We start from the raw sequence: 26,281 nt of genomic DNA, 5'->3' as shown, positions 1-26,281 counted from the left end.
CTCAATATATAGATTATTATAACAAAGAAAGAATACAGGCAAAATTAAACTACCTTTCTCCTGTAAAATACAAGAAAAAGGTAGCCTAGGTTGTTTTATATTGTTCCACATGAAGGGTGCAGTTCATTATAATTAGGGTGTTTTTTATGTAAAAATTACAAATGTTTATAAATTAATACAAAAATATTAATAAAATTGCAAAATAAGTATTGAAAACTATTATCATTTAATGTAGTATATAAATAGAAATTGATAATCTATATCAAATGAATATGAAAAACACTTTCGGAAAGAAAAGTGAAACAGGAGAAAAAAATGAAAAAAAGACATTTAATCATAATGTTAACTGGATTATCTTTAGTTTCTATATTTTTAGGAGCTAAGAATATAAATATAGTAGATATTTTAAGTGGAAATAAAGATGCCATACATCTTATGATAGTAAGTAGATTTCCAAGACTATTAAGTATATTAATGGCAGGAAGTGCTATGAGTATATGTGGATTAATAATGCAACAGATAAGTCAAAATAAATTTGTTTCTCCAACTACAGGAGCAACAATAGATTCGGCTCAGTTGGGAATAGTTATAGCAATGGTTCTAATACCAGGTGCAACAACAATGCAAAAGGCTATGGTATCATTTGTATTCGCCCTAGCTGGTACATTAATATTTATGACATTCTTAAGAAACTTAAAAGTTAAAAATGTAATATTTGTACCATTAGTTGGTATAATGTTTGGAAATATAATTGGATCAATAACAACTTATATAGGATATGAGTTTGAGATAATGCAAAATGTAGGTTCTTGGATGCAAGGAAACTTCTCAATGATATTAAAAGGTAATTATGAATTATTATATTTAGCAATACCACTTATGATTTTGGCATTTATATTTGCTCATAAATTTACAGTGGCAGGTATGGGAGAAGATTTTGCAACGAACTTAGGTCTTGATTATAAAAAAATAGTTAACCTTGGTCTTGTGATAGTTTCAATAGTTACAGTATGCGTAGTAATAACAGCAGGAGAAATCCCTTATATAGGATTAATTGTTCCTAATATAGTTTCTTTATATAAAGGTGATAATGTTCACGAAAATATATGGGACACTGCTTTATTTGGATCAATATTTGTTTTAGTATGTGATATAGCTGCTAGAGTGATAATTTATCCATATGAACTTTCTGTTGGACTTACAGTTGGAGTAATAGGAAGTGCAATATTCCTTTATCTAATATTTAGGAGGAAGTCATATGCAAGCTAATTTAGAAAATAAAAACTATATTAATAAAAATAAAAAAATAAGAAATAAAAAACAAAATTTAAATATCCCCATAGTAATCTTGTCAGCATTAATTTTAATTTCAGGTGCATTATTTTTAACACTTGAAATTAACTCTGGAAGTATGGAGTATGCTTTATCAAAAAGAATACCCAAATTAATAGCAATAGTAATTACAGGAGGATGTATTGGTTTCTCAACAATAATATTCCAAACTGTAACAGATAATAGAATATTAACACCGAGTGTTATGGGAATAGACTCTTTATATGTGGCAATACAGACAGTAATCATATTTGTATTTGGCTCAAGTAGCATGTTTGCATCAAATAAAAAAATAAATTTCTTATTATGTGTAGTATTTATGGTTATGGGTTCATTGGCACTATATAAATTAATATTTAAAAGAGAAAACTCTAATATAATGTTTGTGTTATTGGTGGGAATGATAACAGGAACATTCTTTAAAAGTTTATCATCATTTATGCAAATGGTAATAGATCCAAATGAATACTTAGTATTACAATCTAAATTGTTTGCAAGTTTCAATAATGTAAATGTAGATATATTACTTTTATCATTAGTAGTAATACTTTTAATAGTTCCATTTGTTGTTGATGATATTAAATACTTCGATGTTATGAGCTTAGGAAAAGATCAAGCCATTAATTTAGGAGTTGATTATGACAAATTAATGAGAAAATCATTAATAGTAATATCTGTTTTAATAGCTATATCAACAGCTTTAGTTGGACCAGTAACCTTTTTAGGGTTACTAGTTGCAAATGTTACTCGTGAAATGATGAAAACATATAAACATAGTTATTTAATAATTGTATCAATGCTTGTTAGTATATTTGCTTTAGTATTTGGTCAATTAATGATAGAAAGAGTATTACATTTAACTACACCAGTAAGTGTAATAATAGATATGATCGGTGGAATTTATTTTATGTATCTACTTTATAAGGAGAGCAGAATATGATAGAAGTAAGAAATTTAAGTAAACAATATAATGATAAAAAAGTGGTACATGATGTATCTCTTAAAATACAAAAAGGAAAGATAACTTCTTTTATAGGGCCAAATGGAGCTGGAAAAAGTACTGCTCTTTCTATGATAACAAGATTAATGAAAAGGGATAGTGGACAAGTTTTTATAGAAGGTAAAGAACTAGAAAGCTGGGACAAAAAAGAATTATCTCAAAAAATAGCAATACTAAAACAGTCTAACAATATAAATATTAGACTTACAATAAAAGAACTTGTAAGCTTTGGTAGATTTCCATATTGTGATGGCAAATTAAAAGATGAGGATATTAAGTATGTAGAAGAAGCAATAGAATATATGAGACTTACTGACATACAAGATAAATATTTAGATGAACTAAGTGGTGGACAAAAACAAAGAGCTTATATAGCAATGGTTATAGCTCAAGGAACGGAATATATATTCCTTGATGAACCACTTAATAATTTAGATATGAACAACTCGGTACAAATGATGAAAGTTCTTAGAAAGTTATGTGATGATTTAGGTAAAACAATAATACTTGTAATGCATGACATTAACTTTACATCTTGTTACTCGGACTATATTATCTGTTTAAAAAATGGAGTTATAGTAAAAGAGGGAACTGTAGATGAAGTAATTAATAAAGAAACTTTAGAAAACATATATGAAATGGACTTTAAAGTTGAAGAAATAGATGGAAATAAAATAAGTATATATTTCTAACATTACTTATTTAAGCGGCTAAGAGGGTTATATATTTTAGATAAAATAGTGGCTTAAAAATTTAAATATTATATGATAATGATTATCTATATTAAGAATAGGAGAGGGACAAAATGAACAAAAAAGTAGCAGGTATAGTTAGTATAGTATTAATAGCAATAATAGGTGTATTTTCAATAGGAATGAAAAAGGATAAAAATAATGGATCAAACAATGAAGCAACGACTACTGTAGCAGTGACTGATGCAAATGGAGAAAAAGTTGAATTAAGTAAAAATCCAGAGAAAATAGTAGTATTTGATTATGGTGTGGCAGATATATTAAAAAACTTAGGTGTAGATATAGTTGGACTACCTAAGAGTAGAACTTTACCAGAAGTATTATCAGTTTATGCAGATGATAAGTATGCAAATGTTGGTGATTTAAAAGAACCTGATTTTGAGGCAATAGAGGCTTTAAATCCAGACCTAATAATAATTGGTGGAAGACAAGCTGATCAAATAGATTCATTCAAAGAAATAGCACCAACAGTTTATTTAGCAGTAGATGGAGAAAATTACATGGATTCATTCTCAGCTGTCGTAACAGATCTTGGAAACTTATTTGATAAACAAGAAGAAGCTAAAAGTGCTTTAAGTAAAATAGAAACTAAGGTTGCAGATTTGAATAAAGTAGTAAGTGAAAAGGGATTATCAGCATCAGTTGTAATGGCTAATGAAGGTGGAATAAGCTTATTCTCACAAGCATCAAGATATGGAATAATATATAGTGATTTAGGATTCAAACAATTAGATAAAAACATAGAAGAATCTACTCATGGACAACAAATAACATTTGAATATTTCTTAGAAAATAATTCAGACTATGTATTTGTTGTAGATAGAGGAGCTGTTACTGGCAAAGGTGAAGCAGCTCAAACATTATTTGATAATGAAATAATGAATAAAACAGATGTGGCTAAAAATGACAATATAGTTTACTTAGATTCAGCTGTTTGGTATACAATGACTGGTGGTATAGAGTCAACAAATATAATGATTGACGAAATAGCAGATGCTATAAAATAATATATTCATCTAACTTTTAAAAATGTAAAATTATAATGAAAATAAACTATAAAGAGGCTATGAGATTTAAATAAATCTCATAGCCTCTTTATAGTTTATAAAAGCATGATAATAAAATTTTAACCTTATTATTTATAGAAAAAAGAAGGTATCTTGTCACAATTCTAAAATATCTATAATAATAGGTATTTTTTTGTATTGAAAAATATTACTTAAAAAAATAGGCAAAATAATAAGAAGACAGATTTTAAATATAAAGTGAGGTGTATATCATGGAAAATATATTAAGATATTATTTAATGCCCCATCCACCTTTAATAATTCCATCTGTGGGAAAGGGACAAGAGAGGGCAATACAAAATACTATTGATGCTTGTAATCAGGTAGGAGAAGAAATAAGTAATTTAAAACCAGAGACTATAGTACTTATAACTCCTCATGGAACTATGTTTTCAGATGCTCTTGCAATTTCAAATGAAGAACGTATAAGAGGAGATTTTAGCCAATTTAAAGATTTTGATACTTATATAGAAGGTAGAATTGATAAAGAGTTTAATGAAGAGTTGATTAATACTTGTAATGTAGAAAATATACCAGCAGTAGGAATAGACTCAGATATTCTTAGAAAATTTAATAGAGAATACGAATTGGATCATGGAGCTATGATACCTATGTATTTTATAAATAAGTATTATAAAGATTATAAAATTGTTCACGTTACGTATGCAACTCTTAGCGATATCGAGTTATATAAGTTTGGAATGGCAATAAGAAAAAGTGCTGAAAACTTAAATAAAAAGATAGTGCTTATAGCAAGTGGAGATTTGTCTCATAGATTAAGTGAAGATGGACCTTATGAATATTCACCAGAGGGTTCAAAATTTGATAAGTTATTATTATATAATTTAGAAAAAGGTAATGTGCTAAGTGTATTTAATATGGACAAATACATGGTAGAATGCGCAGGAGAATGTGGATTAAGATCCGTATTTATAATGCTTGGCGCTATGGAAGGAGAAGAAGTTAAGGGTAAATTATTATCTTATGAAGGTCCTTTTGGTGTGGGATATGGAGTTATGGCTTTTAATAATGAATTAAAGGCACAAAGTAATTTACAAGAGTTAATTAATATGAAGAAGGAACTTTACAATAAAAAAATTTCAAACAATAACTTATATGTAAAATTAGCAAGGGAAAGTTTAAATCATTATTATACTTATGGCCACTTTATGGCAAAACCAAGTGAATTACCAAAAGAACTTAGCAAAGAAAAAGGTGGAGTATTTGTATCTCTTAAAAAATTTGGAAACTTAAGAGGTTGTATAGGAACTTTTTTACCAACAACAGACTCAGTAGCAGAAGAGATAATAAAGAACTCAGTGGAAGCTGCTATACATGATCCGAGATTTCCAAGGGTCACAGAAAATGAATTGCTAGATATAGATATATCAGTAGATATACTAAGTAGACCACATAAATCTACAAAAGAAGAATTAGATCCTAAAAAATATGGAGTTATAGTTATGCAAGGCCATAAAAAGGGGTTGTTACTTCCTGACTTAGAAGGAGTGGATACTGTTGACTACCAACTTCAAATAGCTTGTGAAAAAGCAAATATAAATCCACTTGAAGAATATGAAATAGAAAGATTCCAGGTGACAAGATACAAAGAAGGTGAATAGATGGAAGAAAAACTAAGATTTTATAAAGATGAAGGAAATTATATAAAATGTCAGCTTTGTCCTCATAATTGTAGTTTGATAGAAGGAAAGTTTGGAGTATGTAATCTTAGGACGGTGAAAAATAATATTCCTATAGTTATAAATTATGGAGAAGTCACATCTGTAAATGTAGATCCAATAGAAAAAAAGCCTTTATATCATTTTAAACCAGGAAAGGATATTTTATCTATAGGAACTTTTGGATGTAATATGAGTTGTAGTTTTTGTCAGAATCATGAAATATCACAGAATAAACCACCAACAGAATTTATCGACATAGATAAACTAATAAGCCTAATAATAAATATTCCTAATAATGTAGGGATAGCATTTACTTATAATGAACCTTTTATGTGGTATGAATATATTTATGATGTAGCTAAAAAAATAAAAGAATATGATAAGAATATTAGTATAGTTTTAGTTACCAATGGATTTGTAAATAAAGAGCCTTTAGAACAGATTTTACCTTTTATAGATGCAATGAATATAGATTTAAAAGGGTTTACAAAACAATACTATAATGAAGTTTGTGGAGCTACAATAGATTCAGTCTTAGAAACTATAAAAATAGCTAGTAAACATACTCATGTAGAAATAACAACTTTAATGGTTAGTGATAAGAATGATTCAGTAGAAGAAATAGTAGAAATTGCAAAATTTTTAGCATCAATAGATAAAAATATTCCTCTTCATTTAAGCAGATACTTTCCAAAATATAAAATGAAAAATCCTCCAACCTTAGTAGAAAATATGATGAAAGCAAAAGAAGAAGCTATTAAGTATTTAAATTATGTGTATGTAGGAAATGTAGCAGGTGTAGATAATAATACATATTGCCCCAATTGCGGATATAATCTTATAACTAGAGATATTTATACAACAAATCCTCATATTAAAGGAGACAAGTGCCCTAATTGTAAAGAATATATAAATATTATATTTTAAAAGAAGTCCTCTTTTTAAGTTATTAATAAAGAGGACTTTTTACATGATAATAAAACTTCCTTATGAGAGGTATTTGATTATAACATAAAATATAATATAATTAATAAGAATACACTTACAATTGAGCAAATGATATTATAAATTGGGGAGATGAGGATGAAGATTACAATTAAAGACGTAGCAAGAGAAGCTAATGTTGCTGTTTCTACCGTGTCTAGAGTTCTTTCGGATAGTAGTAAAATTAGTGAAAAGACAAAAATAAAAGTTTGGGATGCAGTAAAGAAATTAAACTATGTTCCAAATGAAATGGCGAGAGGTCTAGCAAGCAAAAGAACTAATATATTAGCAGTAATTATACCACAATGGATTTGCGATTCCTTTTACCATCCTTTCTTTCTTCAAGTTTTTAGAGGTATAAGCAATTGTGCTAAAGATAGAGATTATTTTATTATGTATGCTTTTAAGGAAAACGATGACACTTGGATTAATAGATTCATAAAGAGTAATTTTGTAGAAGGTATTTTATTATTTCACGAAGAAGAGGATAAAATTACTACTCAGTTTTTAAAAGATATAGAATTTCCTTTTGTATCAGTAAGTTTACCTAAAAATTTGGAAGAGGCTTTATTCTTTGAAGATGATGAGAAAAAATCTATACATGAGGCAAATGGAAAATATCTAGGTCAATATGTAGCTAAGATAATGATGGATAAACTGGAAAGTAAAGATCCAGGGGAAAAATATTATATAATAAATACTAAGTTAATTGAAAAAGAATCTTTAGTAGAAAAAATGAAAAGTAAAGTCTTATATAATAGAAATATTTGAAATTAAATCAATAAATATATATAGTAAATAGGAGGGTTATTATGAAGAAATATTCGCTAGGAATTGATATAGGTGGAACTACAGTAAAATTTGGTTTATTTAATAGTGAAGGAGAATTACTGTATAAGTGGGAGATTGAAACTAGAAAAATAGAGAATGGAAAATATATTTTATCTGATATTGCACAGTCTATAAATGCTATTTTAGAAGAAAGAAATATATCTAAAGATGAAGTTTTAGGAGCTGGGGTTGGAGTACCAGGACCTGTAAAAGATGATGGAACAGTGTTAGGATGTGTAAATTTAGGATGGTCAGTATTTAATGTATCAAAAGCATTGGGAGAATTACTAAATATACCTGTAAAGGTGGCGAATGATGCCAATATTGCTGCACTTGGTGAAATGTATAAAGGTGGAGGAAAAGGTTACAGAACTATGATAATGGTTACTCTAGGAACTGGAGTTGGTGGTGGTGTTATTATAAATAACCACGTAATAGCTGGTGCTACTGGTGCTGGTGGAGAAATTGGTCATATAAATGTAAATCCACATGAGAAAGTAAGTTGTAACTGTGGAAGAAAAGGGTGCTTAGAACAATATGCATCAGCTACTGGAATAGCAAGGTTAGCTAAGGAAATCTTAGAAAGAGAAAGTTGCGACTCAAAATTAAGATATATTGAAAATATAACAGCTAAAGATGTATTTGACTTAGCAAAAGAGAATGATGAATTATCTATAAAAGTTATAGAAAAGTTTAGTTCTATTCTAGGGAGGGCGCTATCAAATATAGCTTGTATTTGTAACCCAGAAGTTTTTGTAATAGGTGGTGGAGTTTCAAAAGCAGGAGATATGTTGTTAAATAGCATAAAAAAGCATTACTTAGAAAATGTATTTTATGCTACTGCTGATACAGAATTTAAATTAGCAATATTAGGAAATGATGCAGGTATATTTGGAGGAGCAAAATTAGCAGGAGAAATTTAATATAAAGAAATTTAATTAGTATGTGAAAAATAAATCGCATACTAATTTTTTTTATGAATATTTAATATAAAGGAAAAAGGCTAAATGAATTATAAATATAAGGAGGTGGATAGTATGAAAGTTACCTTTGACAAATTAACAGATAAATATACAGAAGAAGTAATGGAAATTTATAATTATTATATTGAAAACACATATGCAGCTTATCCAAGAAGCAGATTACCTTCTAGATTTTTTGATAAATTAATAGAAGAAATAAATGGATATCCAGCTTATGTAGTAAAAAACAGAGATAAAGTAGTAGGTTTTTGTTTTTTAAATTCTTATAAAAGTTACAAGACATTTAAGGAAACCGCTGTAATTAATTGTTTTTTAGCTTATGAAGTAAAGGGATTAGGCATAGGAGATTACTGTTTAATAAAGTTAGAAGAAGATGCAAGACAGCTAGGTATAAAAAATATTTTAGCAATTATTCCTACAAAAAATAAAGTAGGAGTTAGATATTATCATACCAATGGATTTAGAACTTGTGGAACTATATCAGATATAGGAACAAAGTTTGGAGAAAGTTTTGGACTTGTAATAATGAAAAAAGTTTTGTTTGAGGATGATAGTGAAAATTAACATTTTAAATGATAATATAATTTATAAAGGATGTCTCAAAATGAGTTAATTCATTTTTGAGACATCTTTTTTTAATTTATAAGTAAATAATAATAAATTTCAAAATGTATACATTTTAACCTCTTAATTTGCTCAATATATAATTGATTACTAATTTAATAATAAATGAAAAGAGGTTAATCTATGACAAAAAAATTATTTTATAATGGTGATATTATTACATTAGAAGATGAACTTTATGCAGAAGCTGTATTAGTTCAAGATGGGAAAATTGCTAAAGTAGGCAAAAAAGATGAATTAATGAAAGACGCAGGAGATGCAGAAATGGTGGACTTACAAGGAAAAACATTGATACCATCATTTATTGACCCACATAGCCACTTTTTTGGTTATGCAAACTCTAAATTACAAGTAAATTTAGAAGATGCAGTTGATTTTAATGATATAGCTGATAGAATAAAAAAATTTATTGAAAAAAATAATGTTAAAAAAGGTGACTGGATAGTTGCTAATAATTTTGACTACAATACTTTAGCAGAAAAAACTTATCCAAGAATTGATTTTGTTGACCAAATTGCTCCAGACAATCCTCTTATAATTTCAAATAAATCAGGACATAATGGTGTATTCAACTCATTAGCAATGAAAGGTTTGGGGATAACAGATGATACTCCAGATCCAGAGGGAGGAATATTCTATAAAGAAAATGGTAAGTTAACTGGTTATGTAGAAGAAAATGCATATATTAATAATGTTCAAAGAGCTCCAATGCCTTCTACTGAAGATATTATGAAAGCTGTTATAGCAGCGCAAGATGATTATGCATCTTTTGGTATAACAACAATGCAAGAAGGTATGATTGTTCCGGCTCTTGCTGACTTTTTAGCATACATAGCCAATGCAAATATGTTAAAACTAGACTATATAGGATTTGTTGATATTAGAGAAAAAGATAAAATATTACCTAAAATGCAAGGATGTATAAAAGAATATAAAAACCATTTCAAAGTTGGAGGATTTAAGACTTTCTTAGATGGATCCCCACAAGGAAGAACAGCATATATGAGAACGGATTACTTAGGAGAAGAAAAAGGATATAGAGCTTATCCAGTTATGGGTGAAGAAGAATTAGAAAAAATTATAGAAACTGCATTAAAAGAAGATATGCAACTTTTAGCTCACTGCAATGGTGATGCAGCTGTAGCTCAATATTTAGAACAATATAAAATAGCTAAAGATAAGTTAAATGCAACAAATGATATAAGACCAGTAATTATACATGCCCAATTAATTGGTGTGGATCAATTGCCAGAAGTTAAAAAACTTGGTATGATACCATCATTCTTTATGGCTCATGTTTATCACTGGGGAGATATTCATGTTAATAACTTTGGATTTGATAGAGCTAGTCAAATATCACCAGCTAAGTCTGCTTTAGATGAAGGTATTAAATTTACGTTCCACCAAGATGCACCAGTTATTGAACCAAATATGATAGAAACAATGTGGATAGCTGTAAATAGAAAAATGAAAGATGGAACAGTTCTTGGTGAAAATCAAAAAATACCAGCACTTGCAGCATTAGAAGCTGTTACTAAAAATGGAGCATATCAATATTTTGAAGAAGATATTAAGGGAACTATAAAAGAAGGCAAATTAGCTGACTTAGTTATACTTGACAAAAACCCATTAAAAGTAGAGTCAGATGATATAAGAAATATTAAAGTTATGGAAACTATGAAAGAAGGTAATACTATATTTAAAGCTTAATTTAATGACTTAACCACATTTTAGAAAGAACTATAACATAAGTGATTTTTAATCCTTATGTTGTAGTTCTTTCTTTTTAATAATATAAAAAAGTTCTAAATCTTATTGAAAATTATAAAAAATATTTATATAATATAAGTAATATAAAAATAATTAATAAATAAAGGAAATAAATTTTTATACAATATTTTTCTAGTATATGAATATGTTAATAAAAATACATATTATAAGGTTGATTACTGCGGGAGATACTTATTAAATTAAGAGCCGAAGGAATAATTCAGTACTAAGCGAGTGCTAAAGATGATCTCAGGCAAAAGGACCGTAGTAGGACTTAACTCTGGAAAGCAAATAATACAACATGATAGAGCATATTGCACCGAAGGGGCAACTCTTTTAGAGGAAACTCTCAGGTTAAATACAGAGCAGAAAGCTATATAACTTTCTGCTTTTTTGTTGTAAAAATTTTGGCATATTATCTTACCTATCATCAAATACTAATAAATTAAATTTACTCAAACCAATTTATAATATCAAATACTAAATGAAATTTAGATTATAAATTTCTAAAACTTCTTAAATAACATATCGACATATGATAAATTTCAACAGATTTAAAACCAAATAAGATTTATAAGCCTTAAATGTGCTTTTAAATAATCATGTTAAACCTAGTTAAAAATTAAAAAATTTGGAGGTGATTTTTTTGAAATTAGAATTAGGATATGTAAAAATTAATGACATATGCTTTTCCGATGTTTCAAAAGTAGAAAATGGTGTTATCTATGTTAATAAGCAAGAATTAATAGACTTATTAATGGAAGATGAGAATCTTAAATCTGTTGATTTAGAGATTGCTAAACCAGGGGATAGTACACGTATAATGCCAGTCAAAGACGTTATAGAACCAAGGGTTAAGGTTGAAGGTCCTGGAGGAATATTCCCAGGTATGATGAGTAAAGTCACTACTGTGGGAAGTGGAAAAACAAATGTCCTTAAAGGTTCAGCTGTAGTTACAACAGGTAAGATAGTTGGATTCCAAGAAGGAATTATTGATATGAGCGGTGAAGGTGCAAAATATACTCCATTTTCTAAGTTAAATAACTTGGTAGTTGTTTGTGAACCTATTGATGGATTAAAACAACATAACCATGAAGCAGCCTTAAGATTTGCTGGATATAAAGCAGCAACATACTTAGGAGATTTGGCAAAAGATATTACTCCAGATGAGACAGAAGTTTATGAAACAGATTCAATAATAGAAGGATATAAGAAATATCCAGAATTACCAAGAGTAGCTTATGTGTACATGCTTCAAACTCAAGGATTATTGCATGATACTTATGTATATGGTGTAGATGCTAAGAAAACTATATCTACTTTGATTTATCCAACAGAAGTAATGGACGGAGCAATAGTAAGTGGTAACTGTGTTTCTGCATGTGATAAAAATACAACTTATCATCATTTAAACAACCCAGTTATTCATGATTTATTTGAAAAGCATGGCAAAGAACTAAACTTTGTTGGCGTAATAATAACAAATGAAAATGTTTATTTAGCTGATAAAGAAAGATCTTCTAACTGGAGTGCAAAACTAGCTGAATTCTTAGGTGTAGATGGTGTAATAATCAACGAAGAAGGATTTGGTAATCCAGATACTGATTTAATTATGAACTGTAAGAAGATAGAAGAAAAAGGAATAAAAACAGTAATAATAACTGATGAATATGCAGGTAGGGATGGAAAATCTCAATCATTAGCAGATGCAGATGCTCTTGCAAATGCAGTTGTTACAGGAGGAAACGCAAATGAATTAGTTACTCTTCCTCCAATGGATAAAGTAATAGGTTATCCAGAAGTAGCCGATGTTATAGCTGGTGGATTTGACGGTAGCTTACAACCAGATGGATCAATAGTAGCAGAACTTCAAGTTATTACAGGATCTACAAATGAAATTGGTTTTAATAAATTAAGTGCAAGATAGGTAGAAAGGGGGTTTGAAGATGATAAAAGTTGTTCAGTATATAAATCAATTTTTCGCACAAATAGGTGGAGAAGAAATGGCTCATGTTAAGCCTGAGGTGAGAAAAGGTATAGTTGGGCCAGGAGTTGCTTTTAATGCAGCGTTTAAAGAAGAAGCAGAAATAGTAGCTACAGTAATATGTGGTGACTCTTATTTTAATGAAAACTTAGAAGAAGCTAAAAAAGAAGTTTTAGATATGGTTAAGGGATATAACCCAGATGTATTTATAGCAGGCCCAGCATTTAATGCAGGGAGATATGGTGTTGCTTGCGGTACTATAGCTACTGCTGTTAAAGAAGAATTAGGAATACCTTCATTAACTGGTATGTATGTAGAAAACCCAGGTGCAGATATGTTTAAGGATAAGGTTTATATGGTTCCTACTAAAAACTCTGCAGTAGGTATGAGAGACGCTGTTAAAGTTATGGCCCCTCTTGCTCTTAAGCTTGCAAAAGGTGAAAAAATAGGTGCATCTGTTGAAGAAGGATATATGCCAAATGGTATAAGAAAGAATTTCTTTGATGCTGAAAGAGGATCTAAGAGAGCTGTAGAAATGTTAATCAAAAAATTAAAGGGCGAAGAATTCATAACTGAATATCCAATGCCTGATTTTGATAGAGTAGCTCCAAATCCAGCGATTAAAGATTTGTCTAAAGCTAAGATAGCCCTTGTTACTTCTGGAGGCATAGTTCCAAAAGGAAATCCAGATCATATAGAATCTTCAAGTGCTTCAAAATATGGTAAATATGACTTGGAAGGATTTAAAGTATTAAGTAGTCAAGATCATCAAACTGCTCATGGTGGATATGATCCAGTTTATGCTAATGATGATCCAAACAGGGTTTTACCTGTTGATGTAATGAGAGAATTTGAAGAGCAAGGTGTAATAGGAGAGCTTCATAGATATTATTATGCAACAGTAGGAAATGGAACTTCAGTTGCTAATGCAAAAGGATTTGCAGCAAAATATGCTCAGGAGTTGAAAGCTGATGGTGTTGACGCTGTAATTCTAACTAGTACGTGAGGCACTTGTACTCGTTGCGGTGCAACGATGGTAAAAGAAATAGAAAGAGCTGGAATACCAGTAGTACACATGTGTACAGTAGTACCTATTTCTTTGACAGTTGGAGCTAATAGAATAGTACCAACAATAGCAATACCTCATCCTCTTGGAAACCCAGCATTACCATTAGAAGAAGAACAAAAAATAAGAAGAAATCTTGTAACAAAAGCTTTTAAAGCATTACAAACTGAAATAGAAGATCAAACTGTATTTGAATAAAATGTAGATCAGGAGGTATTTCTAATGAGTATATTAGAAAAAAAGAAAGTCATCATAATTGGTGACAGAGATGGTATTCCTGGTCCAGCAATAGAAGAGTGTGTAAAAACTGCAGGTGGAGAGGTTGTATTCTCTTCAACTGAATGTTTTGTCTGAACTGCTGCTGGAGCAATGGACTTAGAAAATCAAAAAAGAGTAAAGGAATTTGCAGAAGAATTCGGCTGTGAAAATGTTGTAGTTTTATTAGGTGCAGCTGAAGGTGAAGCAGCAGGTCTTGCTGCTGAAACAGTTACTGCAGGTGACCCAACATATGCAGGTCCATTGACAGGAGTCCAGTTAGGACTTCAAGTATATCATGCTTGTGAGGCACAAGTAAAAGACGAATTTGACTCAGGTGTATATGATGAACAAATAGGAATGATGGAAATGGTACTTGATGTTGATGATATAGTTAATGAAATGGCTACTATTAGAGAACAATATTGTAAATACTAAAAACTTATAACTAGTTATCCTTAATATAATATGTGAAAAGTGATGAGTATGGTAAAAATAAAAACATAAAAAAACATGAAAAAACATAAAAAAACTTGTTGCTTATTATAGATAAAGTTAATTATAATCTAATTAACATAGAAAAAATCTATAAAATTAATAAAAAATTAATATAGAAAAAATCTATAAAATTAATAAAAAATTAAAATGACAGAATAATAAGATAATTATTATATTAAGGATGACTATTACGGGAGAGACTTGTAATAAGCGCCGAAGGAATAAGCCAATATAAAGCGAATGTTGGGGATACTCTCAGGCAAAAGGACCGTAGTACGACTTAACTCTGGAAAGCATGATATCTTAAGTTTTATCATTAGATATATGTGCACCGAAGGGGCAACTCTACATATTAGGGGAAAACTCTCAGGTTAAATACAGAGCAGAAAGCTAGGGTAGCTTTCTGCTATTTTTATTGCCAAAAAGAAATATTCTGGGGGGATAAATATATGATAATAACTAATAACAACAAGGTACATGAAAAATATAAAAATGATTATAAAATCTATTATAAAGAATGTTCCTTTAGAGAAATCTTACTTTATGTAAGAGACAGAGTGCATGAAGGATATGTACTTTTGACTCATCCACTATCTAGTAGCATAAAACCAAATGAAACTCCATATAAGTCAGTCTTAATATCTGATTATAAAAAAATCCTAGATTACAAATCTTTAATGATTATTGAAAATGCAATTATAACTTATGATAAATTTAAAAAAGATAAAGATTACACTATTGAATTAACAGATAGAATAATTGAAGATTTTAAAATTGTAGATTTATCAATAATTCAAAACGCTCTTTCTTAAAGATTGTGTATTTAGAAGTAAGTGCAATATATTTAGTAGAATTGATTATTCCATAGAAATACTAATATGTTTTAATAGCACTTAGAGTGCTTTTAAATAAATACCTAGCTCAAGTAATAAAATTTATGGAGGTGATTTTTTTGAAATTAGAATTAGGATATGTAAAAATTAAGGACATATGTTTTTCTGATGTTTCAAAAGTGGAAGATGGAGTTATTTATGTTAATAAGCAAGAATTAATTGACTTGTTAATGGAAGATGAAAATATTAAGTCAGTTGACTTAGAAATAGCAAAACCAGGCGATAGTACTCGTATTATGCCAGTTAAAGATGTTATAGAACCAAGAGTTAAAGTTGAAGGACCAGGTGGAATTTTCCCAGGTATGATAAACAAGGTTACAACAGTTGGCTCGGGTAAAACTAATGTACTTAAAGGTTCTGCTGTAGTTACAACAGGAAAGATAGTAGGTTTCCAAGAAGGAATAATAGATATGAGTGGTGAGGGTTCTAAATATACACCTTTCTCTCAATTAAACAACTTGGTAGTAGTTTGTGAACCAGCAGATGGTTTAAAACAACATAATCACGAAGAAGCTGTAAGATATGCTGGATATAAAGCGGCTATATACTTAGGTGAGTTAGCTAAAGATATAACTCCAGATGAAGTTGAAGTTTATGAAACAGATTCAATAATAGAAGGATACAAAAAATACCCAGAACTACCAAGAGTAGCTTATGTGTATATGCTTCAAACTCAAGGATTATTACATGATACTTATGTTTATGGAGTAGATGCTAAGAAAACGATATCTACCTTGATAAATCCAACAGAAATAATGGATGGTGCAGTAGTAAGTGGTAACTGTGTTTCTGCATGTGACAAAAACACAACTTATCATCATTTAAATAACCCAGTTATACATGATTTATTTGAAAAGCATGGTAAAGAGTTAAACTTTGTTGGGGTAATTCTAACTAATGAAAACGTTTACCTTGCTGATAAGGAAAGATCTTCTAACTGGAGTGCAAAATTAGCAGAGTTTTTAGGACTTGATGGGGTTGTTATAACTCAAGAAGGATTTGGTAACCCAGATACAGACTTAATAATGAACTGTAAAAAGATAGAGGAAAAAGGTATAAAAACAGTTATAGTTACTGATGAATATGCAGGTAGAGATGGAAAATCTCAATCATTAGCTGATGCTGATCCTCTTGCAAATGCAGTTGTTACAGGTGGAAATGCAAATATGGTAGTTACTCTTCCTCCAATGGATAAAGTAATTGGATATGCTGAGGTAGCTGATGTTATAGCTGGTGGATTTGATGGAAGTTTACAACCAGATGGTTCAATAGTTGCAGAGCTTCAAGTAATAACTGGAGCTACTAATGAACTTGGATTTAATAAATTAAGTGCTAGATAGTTGAAAGGGGGTTTGAAGATGATAAAAGTTGTTCAATATATAAATCAATTTTTCGCACAAATAGGTGGGGAAGAAATGGCTCATGTTAAACCTGAGGTTAGAGAGGGAATAGTGGGGCCAGGTGTTGCTTTCAATGCAGCATTTAAAGGAGAAGCAGAAATAGTAGCTACAGTAATATGTGGTGACTCTTACTTTAATGAAAATTTAGAAGAAGCTAAAAAAGAAGTTTTAGATATGGTTAAAAAGTATAATCCGGATGTGTTTATAGCAGGTCCAGCATTTAATGCAGGTAGATATGGTGTTGCTTGTGGAACTATAGCTACTGCTGTTAAAGAAGAGTTAGAAATACCTTCATTAACTGGTATGTACGTAGAAAATCCAGGTGCAGATATGTTCAAAAATAAAGTTTACATGGTTTCTACTAAAAATTCAGCAGTAGGAATGAGGGATGCTGTTAAAGTTATGGCTCCTCTTGCCCTTAAACTTGCAAAAGGTGAAGAAATAGGTGCATCTGTTGAAGAAGGATATATGCCTAATGGTATAAGAAAGAACTTCTTTGAAAAAGAAAGAGGATCTAAGAGAGCAGTAGAAATGTTAATTAAAAAGTTAAATGGTAAGGAGTTTACTACTGAGTATCCAATGCCTAATTTTGATAGAGTAGAGCCAAATAAAGCAGTTAAAGATATAAGTAAAGCTAAAATAGCTCTTGTTACTTCTGGTGGTATAGTTCCAAAAGGAAATCCAGATCATATAGAATCTTCAAGTGCTTCTAAATTTGGAAAATATGATATAAGTTCATTTAAGGTATTAAGTAGTGCTGATCATGAAACTGCTCATGGTGGATATGACCCAGTTTATGCAAATGAAGAGCCAGATAGAGTTTTACCAGTAGATGTACTTAGAGAATTTGAAGAGCAAGGTGTAATAGGAAGTTTACATCAATACTTCTATACAACTGTTGGTAACGGAACTGCAGTTGCAAATGCTAAGAAGTATGCTGCTGAAATAGCTAAAGAATTAGTTGCAGATGGTGTTGACGCTGTAATTCTAACTAGTACGTGAGGTACTTGTACTCGTTGCGGTGCAACGATGGTAAAAGAAATAGAAAGAGCTGGAATACCAGTAGTACACATGTGTACAGTAGTACCTATTTCTTTAACAGTTGGAGCTAATAGAATAGTACCAACAATAGCAATCCCTCATCCTCTTGGAAATCCAGCATTACCATTAGAGGAAGAACAAAAAATAAGAAGACACTTAGTTGAAAAAGCATTAAAAGCTTTACAAACTGAAGTTGAAGACCAAACTGTATTTGAATAAAAAATTTGCTTAAATTTAAGATTTTAAAATCTAAAAATTTTAATAATATGGGAGGGGATATAGTGAGTAAGCTATATGATGTCATCGTTATCGGTGGAGGCCCAGCAGGACTTTCAGCTGCATTATATGCAGGGAGGGCAAGATTAAACACTTTAGTAATTGAAAAGAAAAAAGAAGGTGGCCAAATAGCATTAACTTCTGAGGTTGAAAATTACCCAGGATGCTTAGAAGGTGAGTCTGGCCCTACTTTAATAGATAGAATGCATAAACAAGTACTTAATTTTGGAGCTGAGGTTGTTTATGATGAGATAGAATCTGTATTTTTAGAGGGTTCTATAAAACAACTAAGAGGCAAAAAAGATGTATATAAAGCTAAAACAATAATTGTAGCTACAGGAGCTTCATCAAGACCGATAGGCTGTGTAGGCGAAAAAGAATATACAGGAAAAGGTGTTTCATATTGTGCTACATGTGATGGATCTTTCTTTGAAGACCTTGATATATATGTAGTTGGTGGTGGGGATACAGCTGTAGAAGAAGCTATGTATCTTACGAAGTTTGGTAGAAGCGTAACAATAATTCATAGAAGAGATGAACTTAGAGCTGCTAAATCTATACAAGATAAGGCTTTTAAGAACGAAAAAATAAAATTCATGTGGGACTCTAAAGTTAAAGAGTTAGGTGGAGATGGAATCTTAAGCTATATGGTTGTTGAAAATGTGAAAACAGGCGAATTAACAACTATAGAAGCTGATGAAGAAGACATGACTTTTGGATTATTTGGATTTATTGGATATCTTCCAAAGACTGAATTATTCAAAGATATATTAACTCTAGAAAATGGATATATAGTTACAGATGAAGACATGAAGACAAATATTGATGGAGTATTTGCTGCAGGGGATGTTAGAGTTAAATCTTTAAGACAGGTAGTAACTGCAGTAGCAGATGGTGCTATAGCAGCTGTTCAAGCTGAGAAATATATAGAAAATTCGCCATGCTCATAACGCCAACGAGTTGTCTTTGCTTAACATCAGACAACTCCGTTGCTTAAATAAAAAAGGAGGATATAAAATGTTAGTAGTTGATAAAAATACTTTTAAGACAGAAGTTCTTGAAGGTGAAGGATATGTATTAGTAGATTTTTTTGGTGATGGTTGTGAGCCTTGTGCAGCTTTAATGCCTACAGTTGAGGCCTTAAGTGAAAAATATGGAGAGCAATTAAAGTTCACTAAATTAAATACAACTAAAGCAAGAAGACTTGCTATAAGTGAAAAAATATTAGGTTTACCAGTTATTGCTATATATAAAGATGGAGCTAAGATTGACGAAGTTATTAAAGATGATGCAACTGAAGAAAACATCGAAGCAATGATCAAAAAATACTTATAAGGTATGGCGCCAACGGTATATCTTTGCTTCACTGTAGATATATGCGTTGCTTAAAACATCTATAAAAAATGGTTTATAGTATGATGGATGTGTGACTGTAAATTAGTTATATATCTGTTATTAAAATAAAAAAATAAGGACAGGAGGTATTTCTAATGAGTATATTAGAAAATAAGAAAGTCATCATAATCGGTGACAGAGATGGTATTCCTGGTCCAGCAATAGAAGAATGTGTAAAGACAGCTGGTGGAGAGGTAATTTTCTCTTCAACTGAATGCTTTGTCTGAACTGCTGCTGGAGCAATGGATCTAGAAAACCAAAAAAGAGTAAAAGAATTTGCTGAAGAATTTGGTTGTGAAAATGTTGTTGTTATGCTAGGTGCTGCAGAAGGTGAAGCTGCAGGACTTGCTGCAGAAACTGTAACTGCAGGTGACCCAACATATGCAGGTCCATTGACAGGAGTCCAGTTAGGACTTCAAGTATACCATGCTTGTGAGCCACAAGTAAAAGAAGAATTTGATGCTGGTGTTTATGACGAGCAAATAGGTATGATGGAAATGGTATTAGATGTTGATGATATAGTAGGCGAAATGTCATCTATAAGAGATCAATTCTGTAAATATTAAGAAAATCTATAAATATTAAAATAAATTAGCTAATCGGTAAGGATTACTTATAACTCTTATTGATTAGCTAATTTCAAAATAGGGGGAACAATATGAATAGTGTATTAAAAGCAGCAGGATACATACTTGCTCATACTCCTGATATGGTAATTCATAACGGGACTACTCAAACTACTGAGAGAGTAGTTAATCCAGATTCTGAGTATTTAAAAGTATTAAAAGATCATATAAGAACTTATGATGAAGTGGTAAAATATCCACCAAATCAAGCATATATAGGGAATATAACTCCAGATGAATTATCGAAATATGAAATGCCTTGGCATGATAAAGAAGCTCCAGACGCTAGTAAATATGGTAAGTTTGGAGAAATAATGCCACAAGAAGAGTTTATAGGATTAATGCAAATATGTGATGTATTTGATTTAGTTAAATTAGAAAAAAACTTTGCATCTTTAAGCAAGAATTTATTAAGTGAGAATAAGTTAATCTCATCTGATTTAGTTGAAAAAATTAAAGAAGGTGAAGAATTAGATACTATAATGAAATTTATAGAAGAAGAGCATGCAGAACCTTTATATAATAATGGAGAAGTAGTAGGTTGCATAAAAAATGCTCATGATGTAGACACTAACTTATCTGCACATGTATTATTTGAAAACTTAGTATCAAAAGCTTCTTGTTCATTCTCTATAATGAATATGCTTGATAAAAATAATGTTAATAAGGATGACATAGATTATGTTATAGATTGTTGTGAAGAAGCGTGTGGTGATATGAACCAAAGAGGTGGAGGAAACTTTGCCAAAGCTGCTGCTGAAATAGCAGGACTTAACAATGCAACAGGTTCAGATGTTAGAGGATTCTGCGCAGGGCCAGCTCATGCAATGGTTCATGCTGCAGCTCTTGTTAAGAGTGGAACTTTTAAAAATGTAATAGTTTGTGCTGGTGGTTCTACTGCAAAACTTGGAATGAATGGTAAAGACCATGTAAAAAAAGGTATGCCAATTCTTGAAGATATGGTTGCTGGATTTGCAGTATTAGTAAGTGAAAATGATGGTGTAAGCCCTGAAATAAGAAATGATATGGTGGGACGTCATAATGTTGGAACTGGATCTTCTCCACAAGCTGTAATAACTTCACTAGTTAGTGAACCACTTGATAAAGCAGGACTTAAAATTACTGATATAGATAAGTATTCAGCAGAAATGCAAAACCCTGATATAACTAAGCCTGCAGGCGCTGGAGATGTTCCAAATTCTAACTACAAAATGATAGGTGCTCTAGCAGTTAAAAAGGGTGATTTAGATAGAAAAGAATTACTATCATTTATAGAAAAACATGGAATGGTGGGTTGGGCTCCAACTCAAGGACATATTCCATCAGGAGTACCTTATTTAGGGTTTGCAAGAGAAGATATAATGAATGGTAAAATTAGAAATGCCATGATAGTTGGTAAAGGAAGTTTATTCCTTGGAAGAATGACAAATCTATTTGATGGTATATCTTTTGTAATAGAAGAAAACCAAGCTAAGAAAATCCAAGATTTAGAAGAAGATGAATCAGTAGATGTTAAGATACCTAAAATAGCAATAACTACTTTAGGTAGTGAGCATGGGGAAGCTAATGTAATAGAAGGTGCTCTAAAAGCTACTAAGTCAAATATTTCGGTTACAACTATAGGCAGTGAAAGTGCTGAAGGGCTAAAGCATGTTAAAACTGACTGTGAAAAAGAAGCTCATGAGTTAATGGAAGGGCTTTTAGACAGTAAAAAAGTTGATGGAGCTGTAACTATGCATTATCCATTCCCAATAGGAGTATCAACAGTAGGTAGGGTTATAACTCCTGAAAAAGGAAGAGAAATGTTCATAGCAACTACAACAGGAACTTCTTCTGCTGATAGAGTAGAAGGAATGGTTAAAAATGCTATCTATGGAATAATAACTGCAAAGGCTTGTGGAATAAAAAATCCAACTGTAGGTATAGCTAATGTAGATGGTGCTAGACAAGTGGAAATAGCACTGAAAGCTTTAAAAGAAAAAGGATATGATATAAACTTTGCACAGTCTGATAGAGCAGATGGTGGAATAGTTATGAGAGGTAACGATTTGATGACAGCATCAGCTGATGTAATGGTTACAGACTCATTAACAGGAAATTTATTAATTAAGATGTTCTCTGCTTATAATTCAGGTGGGAAATATGAATCAGTAGGTTATGGATACGGACCAGGAATAGGGAAAGATTTCAATAAATTAATAATGATTATATCAAGAGCATCAGGTGCACCAGTTATAGAAGGAGCAATTAAGTTTGCAGCTGAACTTGTAAATAATGATGTTCATAACATATCAAAAGAAGAATTTGCAAAAGTTGAAAATGCTGGATTTAATGAAGTTTTACAAGGACTAAAAAAATCTAAGCCGGAATCAACTACAACATCTGAAGAAAAAGTAGAAGCTCCAGAAAAAGAAGTTGTTACAGAGCAAATATCTGGAATAGACGTAATGGACTTGGAAGATGCAGTAGAAGTTTTATGGAAAAATAAAATATACGCTGAAAGTGGAATGGGTTGTACAGGACCAATAGTACTTGTTAGTCCTACTAATCTAGAAAAATCTAGAGCATTATTAATAGAAGCAAAATTTATAAGTGAATAAGTAGTGCAAAAAAGGAAGAAAATTTTTATTTTCTTCCTTTTTTTATAATATGAGGAAATTAATAGTGCAAGCTTTTCTTGACATTTAAATGCCTCGTTATGTGCCATTTACATCTTTATATGCGTAGTCTCTTCAAATACATCCTTAACTAAATTTAGATGACTAGTATATTCATCGACTATTACATTATCAAAAGAATGTTTTGATAGTTGGGATTTTAAGCTTTTGTTAGCATAAAAGCAAATAGTCTTCTTCATTATAAGTTTTACCATTTTTAACAGTTATTTTTACTGGTTAAATTACAAGATATATTTCAGAATCTCTTTATTTTAATCCTAATAACTGCGGAAATAGTGAAAATATCTTTCTACAAGATTTACATGTAACTTGATATAAATTAAACTTTATCTCACCTTCCAATATTTTTAACTTTCCTAATTTATGGCCTATTTTGACAAAAAAACTACGTTTGTTACAGTGTGAGTATATCCAAAGAACTATTTTATTTTTTGATTTATTCCATCTAGTATCTAAAAACTTATCTAATATCTCACTTTGAATATCATTAATTGTTTTACCAATTATTTTTGCAGTAATATTTTTTTATTGATAGCCAACTACTTTTATTACATAATTGACTTTTACGTTATTTTGAAAAAAGTCAATATTTAAAAGTCAACTAAATATTATACTATCAGGAAATTTATTGATCTCAAATCTATGAGAAATTCGTGAAACTAAGTGATAACAACGAATATTAAGATGATGAATAAAATATAGAAGTTGCATTTAATCAACTTCTAATTGCTATAATGAAAAAGAATTAGATATTAGGAGTATTCTTAATAATTAAAATAAATAACATCTTTATTGTGTTATGTAAAAATTATATATAAAAAAAATACTGTATACTTCTTTGAAAACGGTTACATTTGGGGAAGTGTTGAATTATAATCTAAATATAACAATATGAAACGATGTTTCACATTGTAGAACGAAAATTATTTAAATGTATAATACAAGGTGGTGGATGTATGAAAATAGGAATTATAGGTGCAGGGGCTATGGGAAGTTTATATGGAGGAATATTATCTAAACAAAATGATGTATATCTAATAGATATATGGAAAGAACATATAGATTGTATCAATAGAGATGGATTAAAAATAGTAGAAGATAAAGTAGAGAATATAGTATATCCTAAAGCTACAACAGATTCAAAATTAGTACCACATCTTGATTTAGTTATAGTATTTGTAAAATCCATACATACTTTAAAAGCAATTCAGTCAAATCAAGATATAATATGTGACGATACTATAGTCCTGTCATTACAAAATGGGTATGGAAACACAGAAGACATAGAAACTGTAGTAAAAAGAGAAAATATAATTGTAGGAACTACTTCTCATGGAGCTACTTTACTTGGGCCTGGAAAAATTAAACATGCAGGTGTTGGTATGACATATATAGGACCATTAGATGAGAAGTCAAAGTATAAAGCAGAAAAAATAAAAAAAAATATGGAGTATTGTGGCATAGACACAGATATAAGTGAAAATATTTTAGAACTAATATGGTCAAAATTAATTATAAATATTGCAATAAATCCATTAACTGCGATTTTGAAAATAGAAAATGGAAAGTTGCTTGAATCAAGCTATAGTCTTGATTTAATAAAAGATTTGGTTGATGAAAGTGTATCTATAGCTAAAGAAATAGGAATAAATTTAGAAAAGGATGAAACATTAGAAAAAGTTAAAAATGTGGCTAGCAATACTTACAGCAATAAATCATCAATGTTACAAGATATTTTAAATAAAAGAGAAACAGAGATAGATAAGATAAATGGAGCAGTTGTAAAAGTTGGCGAAAAACTTGGAATTAGTACTCCAATTAACAGTACAATTGTCAAGCTTGTAAAATCAATAAACGATTTAAAATAGGGGGGAGTAATATTATGAAATGTGACTATGAAAAGGTATTAGAGATGTTGGATTCAGAAGGTCTTATTAATTTTACCAGGGAGTTAATACAAATTAATAGTGTATTTGATTCAGAAGATGAAGATGCAAATGAAAGCAGGGTAGCCCAATATGTATTTGATTTTTTAAAAAAAGAAGGTTTTGAAGTTTATATTGAAGATGCAGTAAAGAATAGACCAAATGTGATTGCTTTTCTAAGAGGTGAAGACTCAGGTAAGACTATATTATTTGAAGGACATACAGATGTTGTTTCTGCAGGAGATTATGAACAATGGACGTATGATCCATTTGGTGGGGAGATAGTAGAAGTAGATGGTAAAAAAAGAATTTATGGCAGAGGATCTTGCGATACTAAACAAAATTTAGCAGCTGCTGTATATGCAGTTAAAGCTATAAAAGATGCTAAGGAAAAGTTTAGTGGAAATATATTATTATGTATACCTTGTGATGAAGAAGGGTTAATGCTTGGAATAAAAAGTTTCATAAATAATGGATGGGCAGATAAAGTAGATGCAGCAGTTATTTGTGAACCAGAAGAAAAAAACTTATGTATATTCCAAAAAGGAGCTCTTAGAATTAAAATTAATTTTTATGGGAAAATGGCACATGGATGTATGCCATTATCGGGAAATTGTCCTAATTGGGCAATAGGTAAAGTTATATGCGAAGTTAGACGATTAGAAACATTTGAAAAACTAAGACTTGGTAAACATGAGTATTTAGGATATCCAAGTATGACACCTACAATGATACAAGCGCCAATAAATGGAGTTGCTCAAATAAATGTTATACCTTCAGATGCATATATAACTTTAGATATAAGGACAGTACCGGGTCAAGATCATGAAGCTATAAAACGTCAGATACAAGGAATTATAGACGAATTCACTTCTCAATTTAGAGAAGGAGATGATAAATTTACTGCAACAATGGAGGTGTTAGATGATAGACCATGGACAGAAACTTCTAAGGAAGAACCAGTTGTTAAATCTATAGCTAAAGCGTATAAAGAGGTAATGAATGCAGAGCCAATTTATAATGGAGTACCAGGAGCAACTGATGGAACATTTATTCAATGTCAAAAAGGTATACCTGTAATTGTAACAGGAGCAGGAGATAGAGAAGTACCGCATCAAGTTGACGAGTGGTGTGAAATAGACGATATTATAGAAACATCTAAAATGTATGCACTTACAGCTTTATATTATTTGAATGAAGAATATTAATATGCTAAAAA

Annotated in this window: 24 protein-coding genes and 2 riboswitches; of the genes, 23 read left to right on the top strand and 1 reads right to left on the bottom strand. The window is 30.4% G+C overall.

Annotation, left to right across the window (positions count from 1 at the left end; translation table 11 throughout):
- Positions 1-8 precede the first annotated feature (8 nt).
- The 21 genes from QX51_RS21800 (at position 9) to grdC (ending at position 23,059) form a co-directional block, all read left to right on the top strand.
- Positions 9-89 (top strand): IS3 family transposase, encoded by an 81-nt coding sequence (locus tag QX51_RS21800; RefSeq protein WP_408645542.1) that lies wholly within the window; start codon positions 9-11, stop codon positions 87-89.
- Positions 90-315: 226 nt separating this feature from the next.
- The gene (locus tag QX51_RS10015; RefSeq protein WP_039679776.1) at positions 316-1,269 is read left to right on the top strand and encodes an ABC transporter permease; all 954 of its coding nucleotides are present in this window, start codon (positions 316-318) and stop codon (positions 1,267-1,269) included.
- Entirely contained in the window at positions 1,259-2,272 is a 1,014-nt protein-coding gene (locus QX51_RS10010) for an iron chelate uptake ABC transporter family permease subunit (protein WP_052232987.1), read from the top strand. Before QX51_RS10015 ends, QX51_RS10010 begins: the two co-directional genes overlap by 11 nt.
- The gene (locus tag QX51_RS10005; protein WP_039679775.1) at positions 2,269-3,024 is read left to right on the top strand and encodes an iron ABC transporter ATP-binding protein; all 756 of its coding nucleotides are present in this window, start codon (positions 2,269-2,271) and stop codon (positions 3,022-3,024) included. The genes QX51_RS10010 and QX51_RS10005 overlap by 4 nt, the downstream gene beginning before the upstream one ends.
- 113 nt (positions 3,025-3,137) lie before the next feature.
- Positions 3,138-4,091 carry a siderophore ABC transporter substrate-binding protein gene (locus QX51_RS10000; protein ID WP_039679774.1) on the top strand — a complete coding sequence of 318 codons (954 nt, stop codon included), beginning with the start codon at positions 3,138-3,140 and terminating at the stop codon, positions 4,089-4,091.
- A gap of 272 nt (positions 4,092-4,363) precedes the next feature.
- Positions 4,364-5,773 (top strand): AmmeMemoRadiSam system protein A, encoded by a 1,410-nt coding sequence (gene amrA, locus QX51_RS09995; RefSeq protein ID WP_039679773.1) that lies wholly within the window; start codon positions 4,364-4,366, stop codon positions 5,771-5,773.
- On the top strand, positions 5,774-6,760 hold the full coding sequence (gene amrS / locus QX51_RS09990) for an AmmeMemoRadiSam system radical SAM enzyme (RefSeq protein ID WP_039679772.1): 987 nt from the start codon (positions 5,774-5,776) through the stop codon (positions 6,758-6,760).
- Between the two features lie 156 nt (positions 6,761-6,916).
- The gene (locus tag QX51_RS09985) at positions 6,917-7,588 is read left to right on the top strand and encodes a LacI family DNA-binding transcriptional regulator (protein ID WP_052232986.1); all 672 of its coding nucleotides are present in this window, start codon (positions 6,917-6,919) and stop codon (positions 7,586-7,588) included.
- Positions 7,589-7,629: 41 nt separating this feature from the next.
- On the top strand, positions 7,630-8,571 hold the full coding sequence (locus tag QX51_RS09980; protein WP_039679771.1) for an ROK family glucokinase: 942 nt from the start codon (positions 7,630-7,632) through the stop codon (positions 8,569-8,571).
- Positions 8,572-8,685: 114 nt separating this feature from the next.
- Positions 8,686-9,195, top strand: a complete 510-nt coding sequence (locus tag QX51_RS09975) for a GNAT family N-acetyltransferase (RefSeq protein WP_039679770.1) — start codon at positions 8,686-8,688, stop codon at positions 9,193-9,195.
- Between the two features lie 183 nt (positions 9,196-9,378).
- Positions 9,379-10,965, top strand: coding sequence for an amidohydrolase (locus QX51_RS09970; RefSeq protein ID WP_039679769.1), 1,587 nt, complete (start codon positions 9,379-9,381; stop codon positions 10,963-10,965).
- 232 nt (positions 10,966-11,197) lie between these two features.
- Positions 11,198-11,300, top strand: a riboswitch (glycine riboswitch).
- A gap of 371 nt (positions 11,301-11,671) precedes the next feature.
- On the top strand, positions 11,672-12,952 hold the full coding sequence (locus QX51_RS09965) for a glycine/sarcosine/betaine reductase component B subunit (protein ID WP_039679768.1): 1,281 nt from the start codon (positions 11,672-11,674) through the stop codon (positions 12,950-12,952).
- Between the two features lie 13 nt (positions 12,953-12,965).
- The gene (gene grdB / locus QX51_RS09960) at positions 12,966-14,273 is read left to right on the top strand and encodes a glycine reductase complex selenoprotein B (RefSeq protein ID WP_152607228.1); all 1,308 of its coding nucleotides are present in this window, start codon (positions 12,966-12,968) and stop codon (positions 14,271-14,273) included.
- Between the two features lie 24 nt (positions 14,274-14,297).
- Complete coding sequence (gene grdA, locus QX51_RS09945) at positions 14,298-14,768, top strand: glycine/sarcosine/betaine reductase complex selenoprotein A (RefSeq protein WP_079764866.1); 471 nt, start codon at positions 14,298-14,300, stop codon at positions 14,766-14,768.
- A gap of 241 nt (positions 14,769-15,009) precedes the next feature.
- A riboswitch (glycine riboswitch) is annotated at positions 15,010-15,109 on the top strand.
- Between the two features lie 168 nt (positions 15,110-15,277).
- The gene (locus QX51_RS09940) at positions 15,278-15,640 is read left to right on the top strand and encodes a GrdX family protein (RefSeq protein ID WP_039679764.1); all 363 of its coding nucleotides are present in this window, start codon (positions 15,278-15,280) and stop codon (positions 15,638-15,640) included.
- Between the two features lie 140 nt (positions 15,641-15,780).
- On the top strand, positions 15,781-17,061 hold the full coding sequence (locus QX51_RS09935) for a glycine/sarcosine/betaine reductase component B subunit (RefSeq protein WP_039679763.1): 1,281 nt from the start codon (positions 15,781-15,783) through the stop codon (positions 17,059-17,061).
- Between the two features lie 18 nt (positions 17,062-17,079).
- Positions 17,080-18,381 carry a glycine reductase complex selenoprotein B gene (gene grdB, locus QX51_RS09930; protein ID WP_079764867.1) on the top strand — a complete coding sequence of 434 codons (1,302 nt, stop codon included), beginning with the start codon at positions 17,080-17,082 and terminating at the stop codon, positions 18,379-18,381.
- A 62-nt stretch (positions 18,382-18,443) separates the two neighbouring features.
- Positions 18,444-19,388: a thioredoxin-disulfide reductase gene (gene trxB / locus QX51_RS09920; protein ID WP_039679760.1), complete on the top strand. Its 945-nt coding sequence runs from the start codon at positions 18,444-18,446 to the stop codon at positions 19,386-19,388.
- 67 nt (positions 19,389-19,455) lie between these two features.
- Positions 19,456-19,773, top strand: a complete 318-nt coding sequence (gene trxA / locus QX51_RS09915; RefSeq protein WP_039679759.1) for a thioredoxin TrxA — start codon at positions 19,456-19,458, stop codon at positions 19,771-19,773.
- Positions 19,774-19,928: 155 nt separating this feature from the next.
- Entirely contained in the window at positions 19,929-20,399 is a 471-nt protein-coding gene (grdA, locus tag QX51_RS09905) for a glycine/sarcosine/betaine reductase complex selenoprotein A (protein WP_082007822.1), read from the top strand.
- 92 nt (positions 20,400-20,491) lie between these two features.
- Positions 20,492-23,059 carry a glycine/sarcosine/betaine reductase complex component C subunit beta gene (grdC, locus tag QX51_RS09900; protein ID WP_039679756.1) on the top strand — a complete coding sequence of 856 codons (2,568 nt, stop codon included), beginning with the start codon at positions 20,492-20,494 and terminating at the stop codon, positions 23,057-23,059.
- Between the two features lie 107 nt (positions 23,060-23,166).
- On the opposite strand, the gene QX51_RS20665 is transcribed toward grdC, so the two are convergent.
- On the bottom strand, positions 23,167-23,316 hold the full coding sequence (locus QX51_RS20665; protein ID WP_161791918.1) for a hypothetical protein: 150 nt from the start codon (positions 23,314-23,316) through the stop codon (positions 23,167-23,169).
- A 777-nt stretch (positions 23,317-24,093) separates the two neighbouring features.
- Between QX51_RS20665 and QX51_RS09895 the strand changes: the two genes are divergently transcribed.
- Together QX51_RS09895 and QX51_RS09890 are read left to right on the top strand one after the other, a co-directional pair.
- Positions 24,094-25,005, top strand: coding sequence for a ketopantoate reductase family protein (locus tag QX51_RS09895; RefSeq protein ID WP_039679755.1), 912 nt, complete (start codon positions 24,094-24,096; stop codon positions 25,003-25,005).
- Positions 25,006-25,019: 14 nt separating this feature from the next.
- The gene (locus tag QX51_RS09890) at positions 25,020-26,270 is read left to right on the top strand and encodes a M20 family metallopeptidase (RefSeq protein ID WP_039679754.1); all 1,251 of its coding nucleotides are present in this window, start codon (positions 25,020-25,022) and stop codon (positions 26,268-26,270) included.
- Positions 26,271-26,281: the final 11 nt, after the last annotated feature.

The organism is Terrisporobacter othiniensis (assembly GCF_000808015.1).
Lineage (GTDB): Bacteria > Bacillota > Clostridia > Peptostreptococcales > Peptostreptococcaceae > Terrisporobacter > Terrisporobacter muris.
Note: the sequence above shows the minus strand (reverse complement) of the source record. Positions and strands in the feature narration are given on the sequence as shown.

Excerpts from the sequence above, each read along its gene's own strand:
- amrS (WP_039679772.1), top strand. The coding sequence starts at position 5,774 with ATGGAAGAAAAACTAAGATTTTATAAAGATGAAGGAAATTATATAAAA.
- QX51_RS09940 (WP_039679764.1), top strand. The coding sequence starts at position 15,278 with ATGATAATAACTAATAACAACAAGGTACATGAAAAATATAAAAATGAT.
- grdC (WP_039679756.1), top strand. The coding sequence starts at position 20,492 with ATGAATAGTGTATTAAAAGCAGCAGGATACATACTTGCTCATACTCCT.
- QX51_RS10000 (WP_039679774.1), top strand. The coding sequence starts at position 3,138 with ATGAACAAAAAAGTAGCAGGTATAGTTAGTATAGTATTAATAGCAATA.
- QX51_RS09980 (WP_039679771.1), top strand. The coding sequence starts at position 7,630 with ATGAAGAAATATTCGCTAGGAATTGATATAGGTGGAACTACAGTAAAA.
- QX51_RS09975 (WP_039679770.1), top strand. The coding sequence starts at position 8,686 with ATGAAAGTTACCTTTGACAAATTAACAGATAAATATACAGAAGAAGTA.
- QX51_RS10010 (WP_052232987.1), top strand. The coding sequence starts at position 1,259 with ATGCAAGCTAATTTAGAAAATAAAAACTATATTAATAAAAATAAAAAA.
- QX51_RS09895 (WP_039679755.1), top strand. The coding sequence starts at position 24,094 with ATGAAAATAGGAATTATAGGTGCAGGGGCTATGGGAAGTTTATATGGA.
- QX51_RS09985 (WP_052232986.1), top strand. The coding sequence starts at position 6,917 with ATGAAGATTACAATTAAAGACGTAGCAAGAGAAGCTAATGTTGCTGTT.
- QX51_RS09890 (WP_039679754.1), top strand. The coding sequence starts at position 25,020 with ATGAAATGTGACTATGAAAAGGTATTAGAGATGTTGGATTCAGAAGGT.
- QX51_RS20665 (WP_161791918.1), bottom strand. The coding sequence starts at position 23,316 with ATGAAGAAGACTATTTGCTTTTATGCTAACAAAAGCTTAAAATCCCAA.
- QX51_RS09970 (WP_039679769.1), top strand. The coding sequence starts at position 9,379 with ATGACAAAAAAATTATTTTATAATGGTGATATTATTACATTAGAAGAT.
- QX51_RS10015 (WP_039679776.1), top strand. The coding sequence starts at position 316 with ATGAAAAAAAGACATTTAATCATAATGTTAACTGGATTATCTTTAGTT.
- QX51_RS10005 (WP_039679775.1), top strand. The coding sequence starts at position 2,269 with ATGATAGAAGTAAGAAATTTAAGTAAACAATATAATGATAAAAAAGTG.
- amrA (WP_039679773.1), top strand. The coding sequence starts at position 4,364 with ATGGAAAATATATTAAGATATTATTTAATGCCCCATCCACCTTTAATA.
- trxA (WP_039679759.1), top strand. The coding sequence starts at position 19,456 with ATGTTAGTAGTTGATAAAAATACTTTTAAGACAGAAGTTCTTGAAGGT.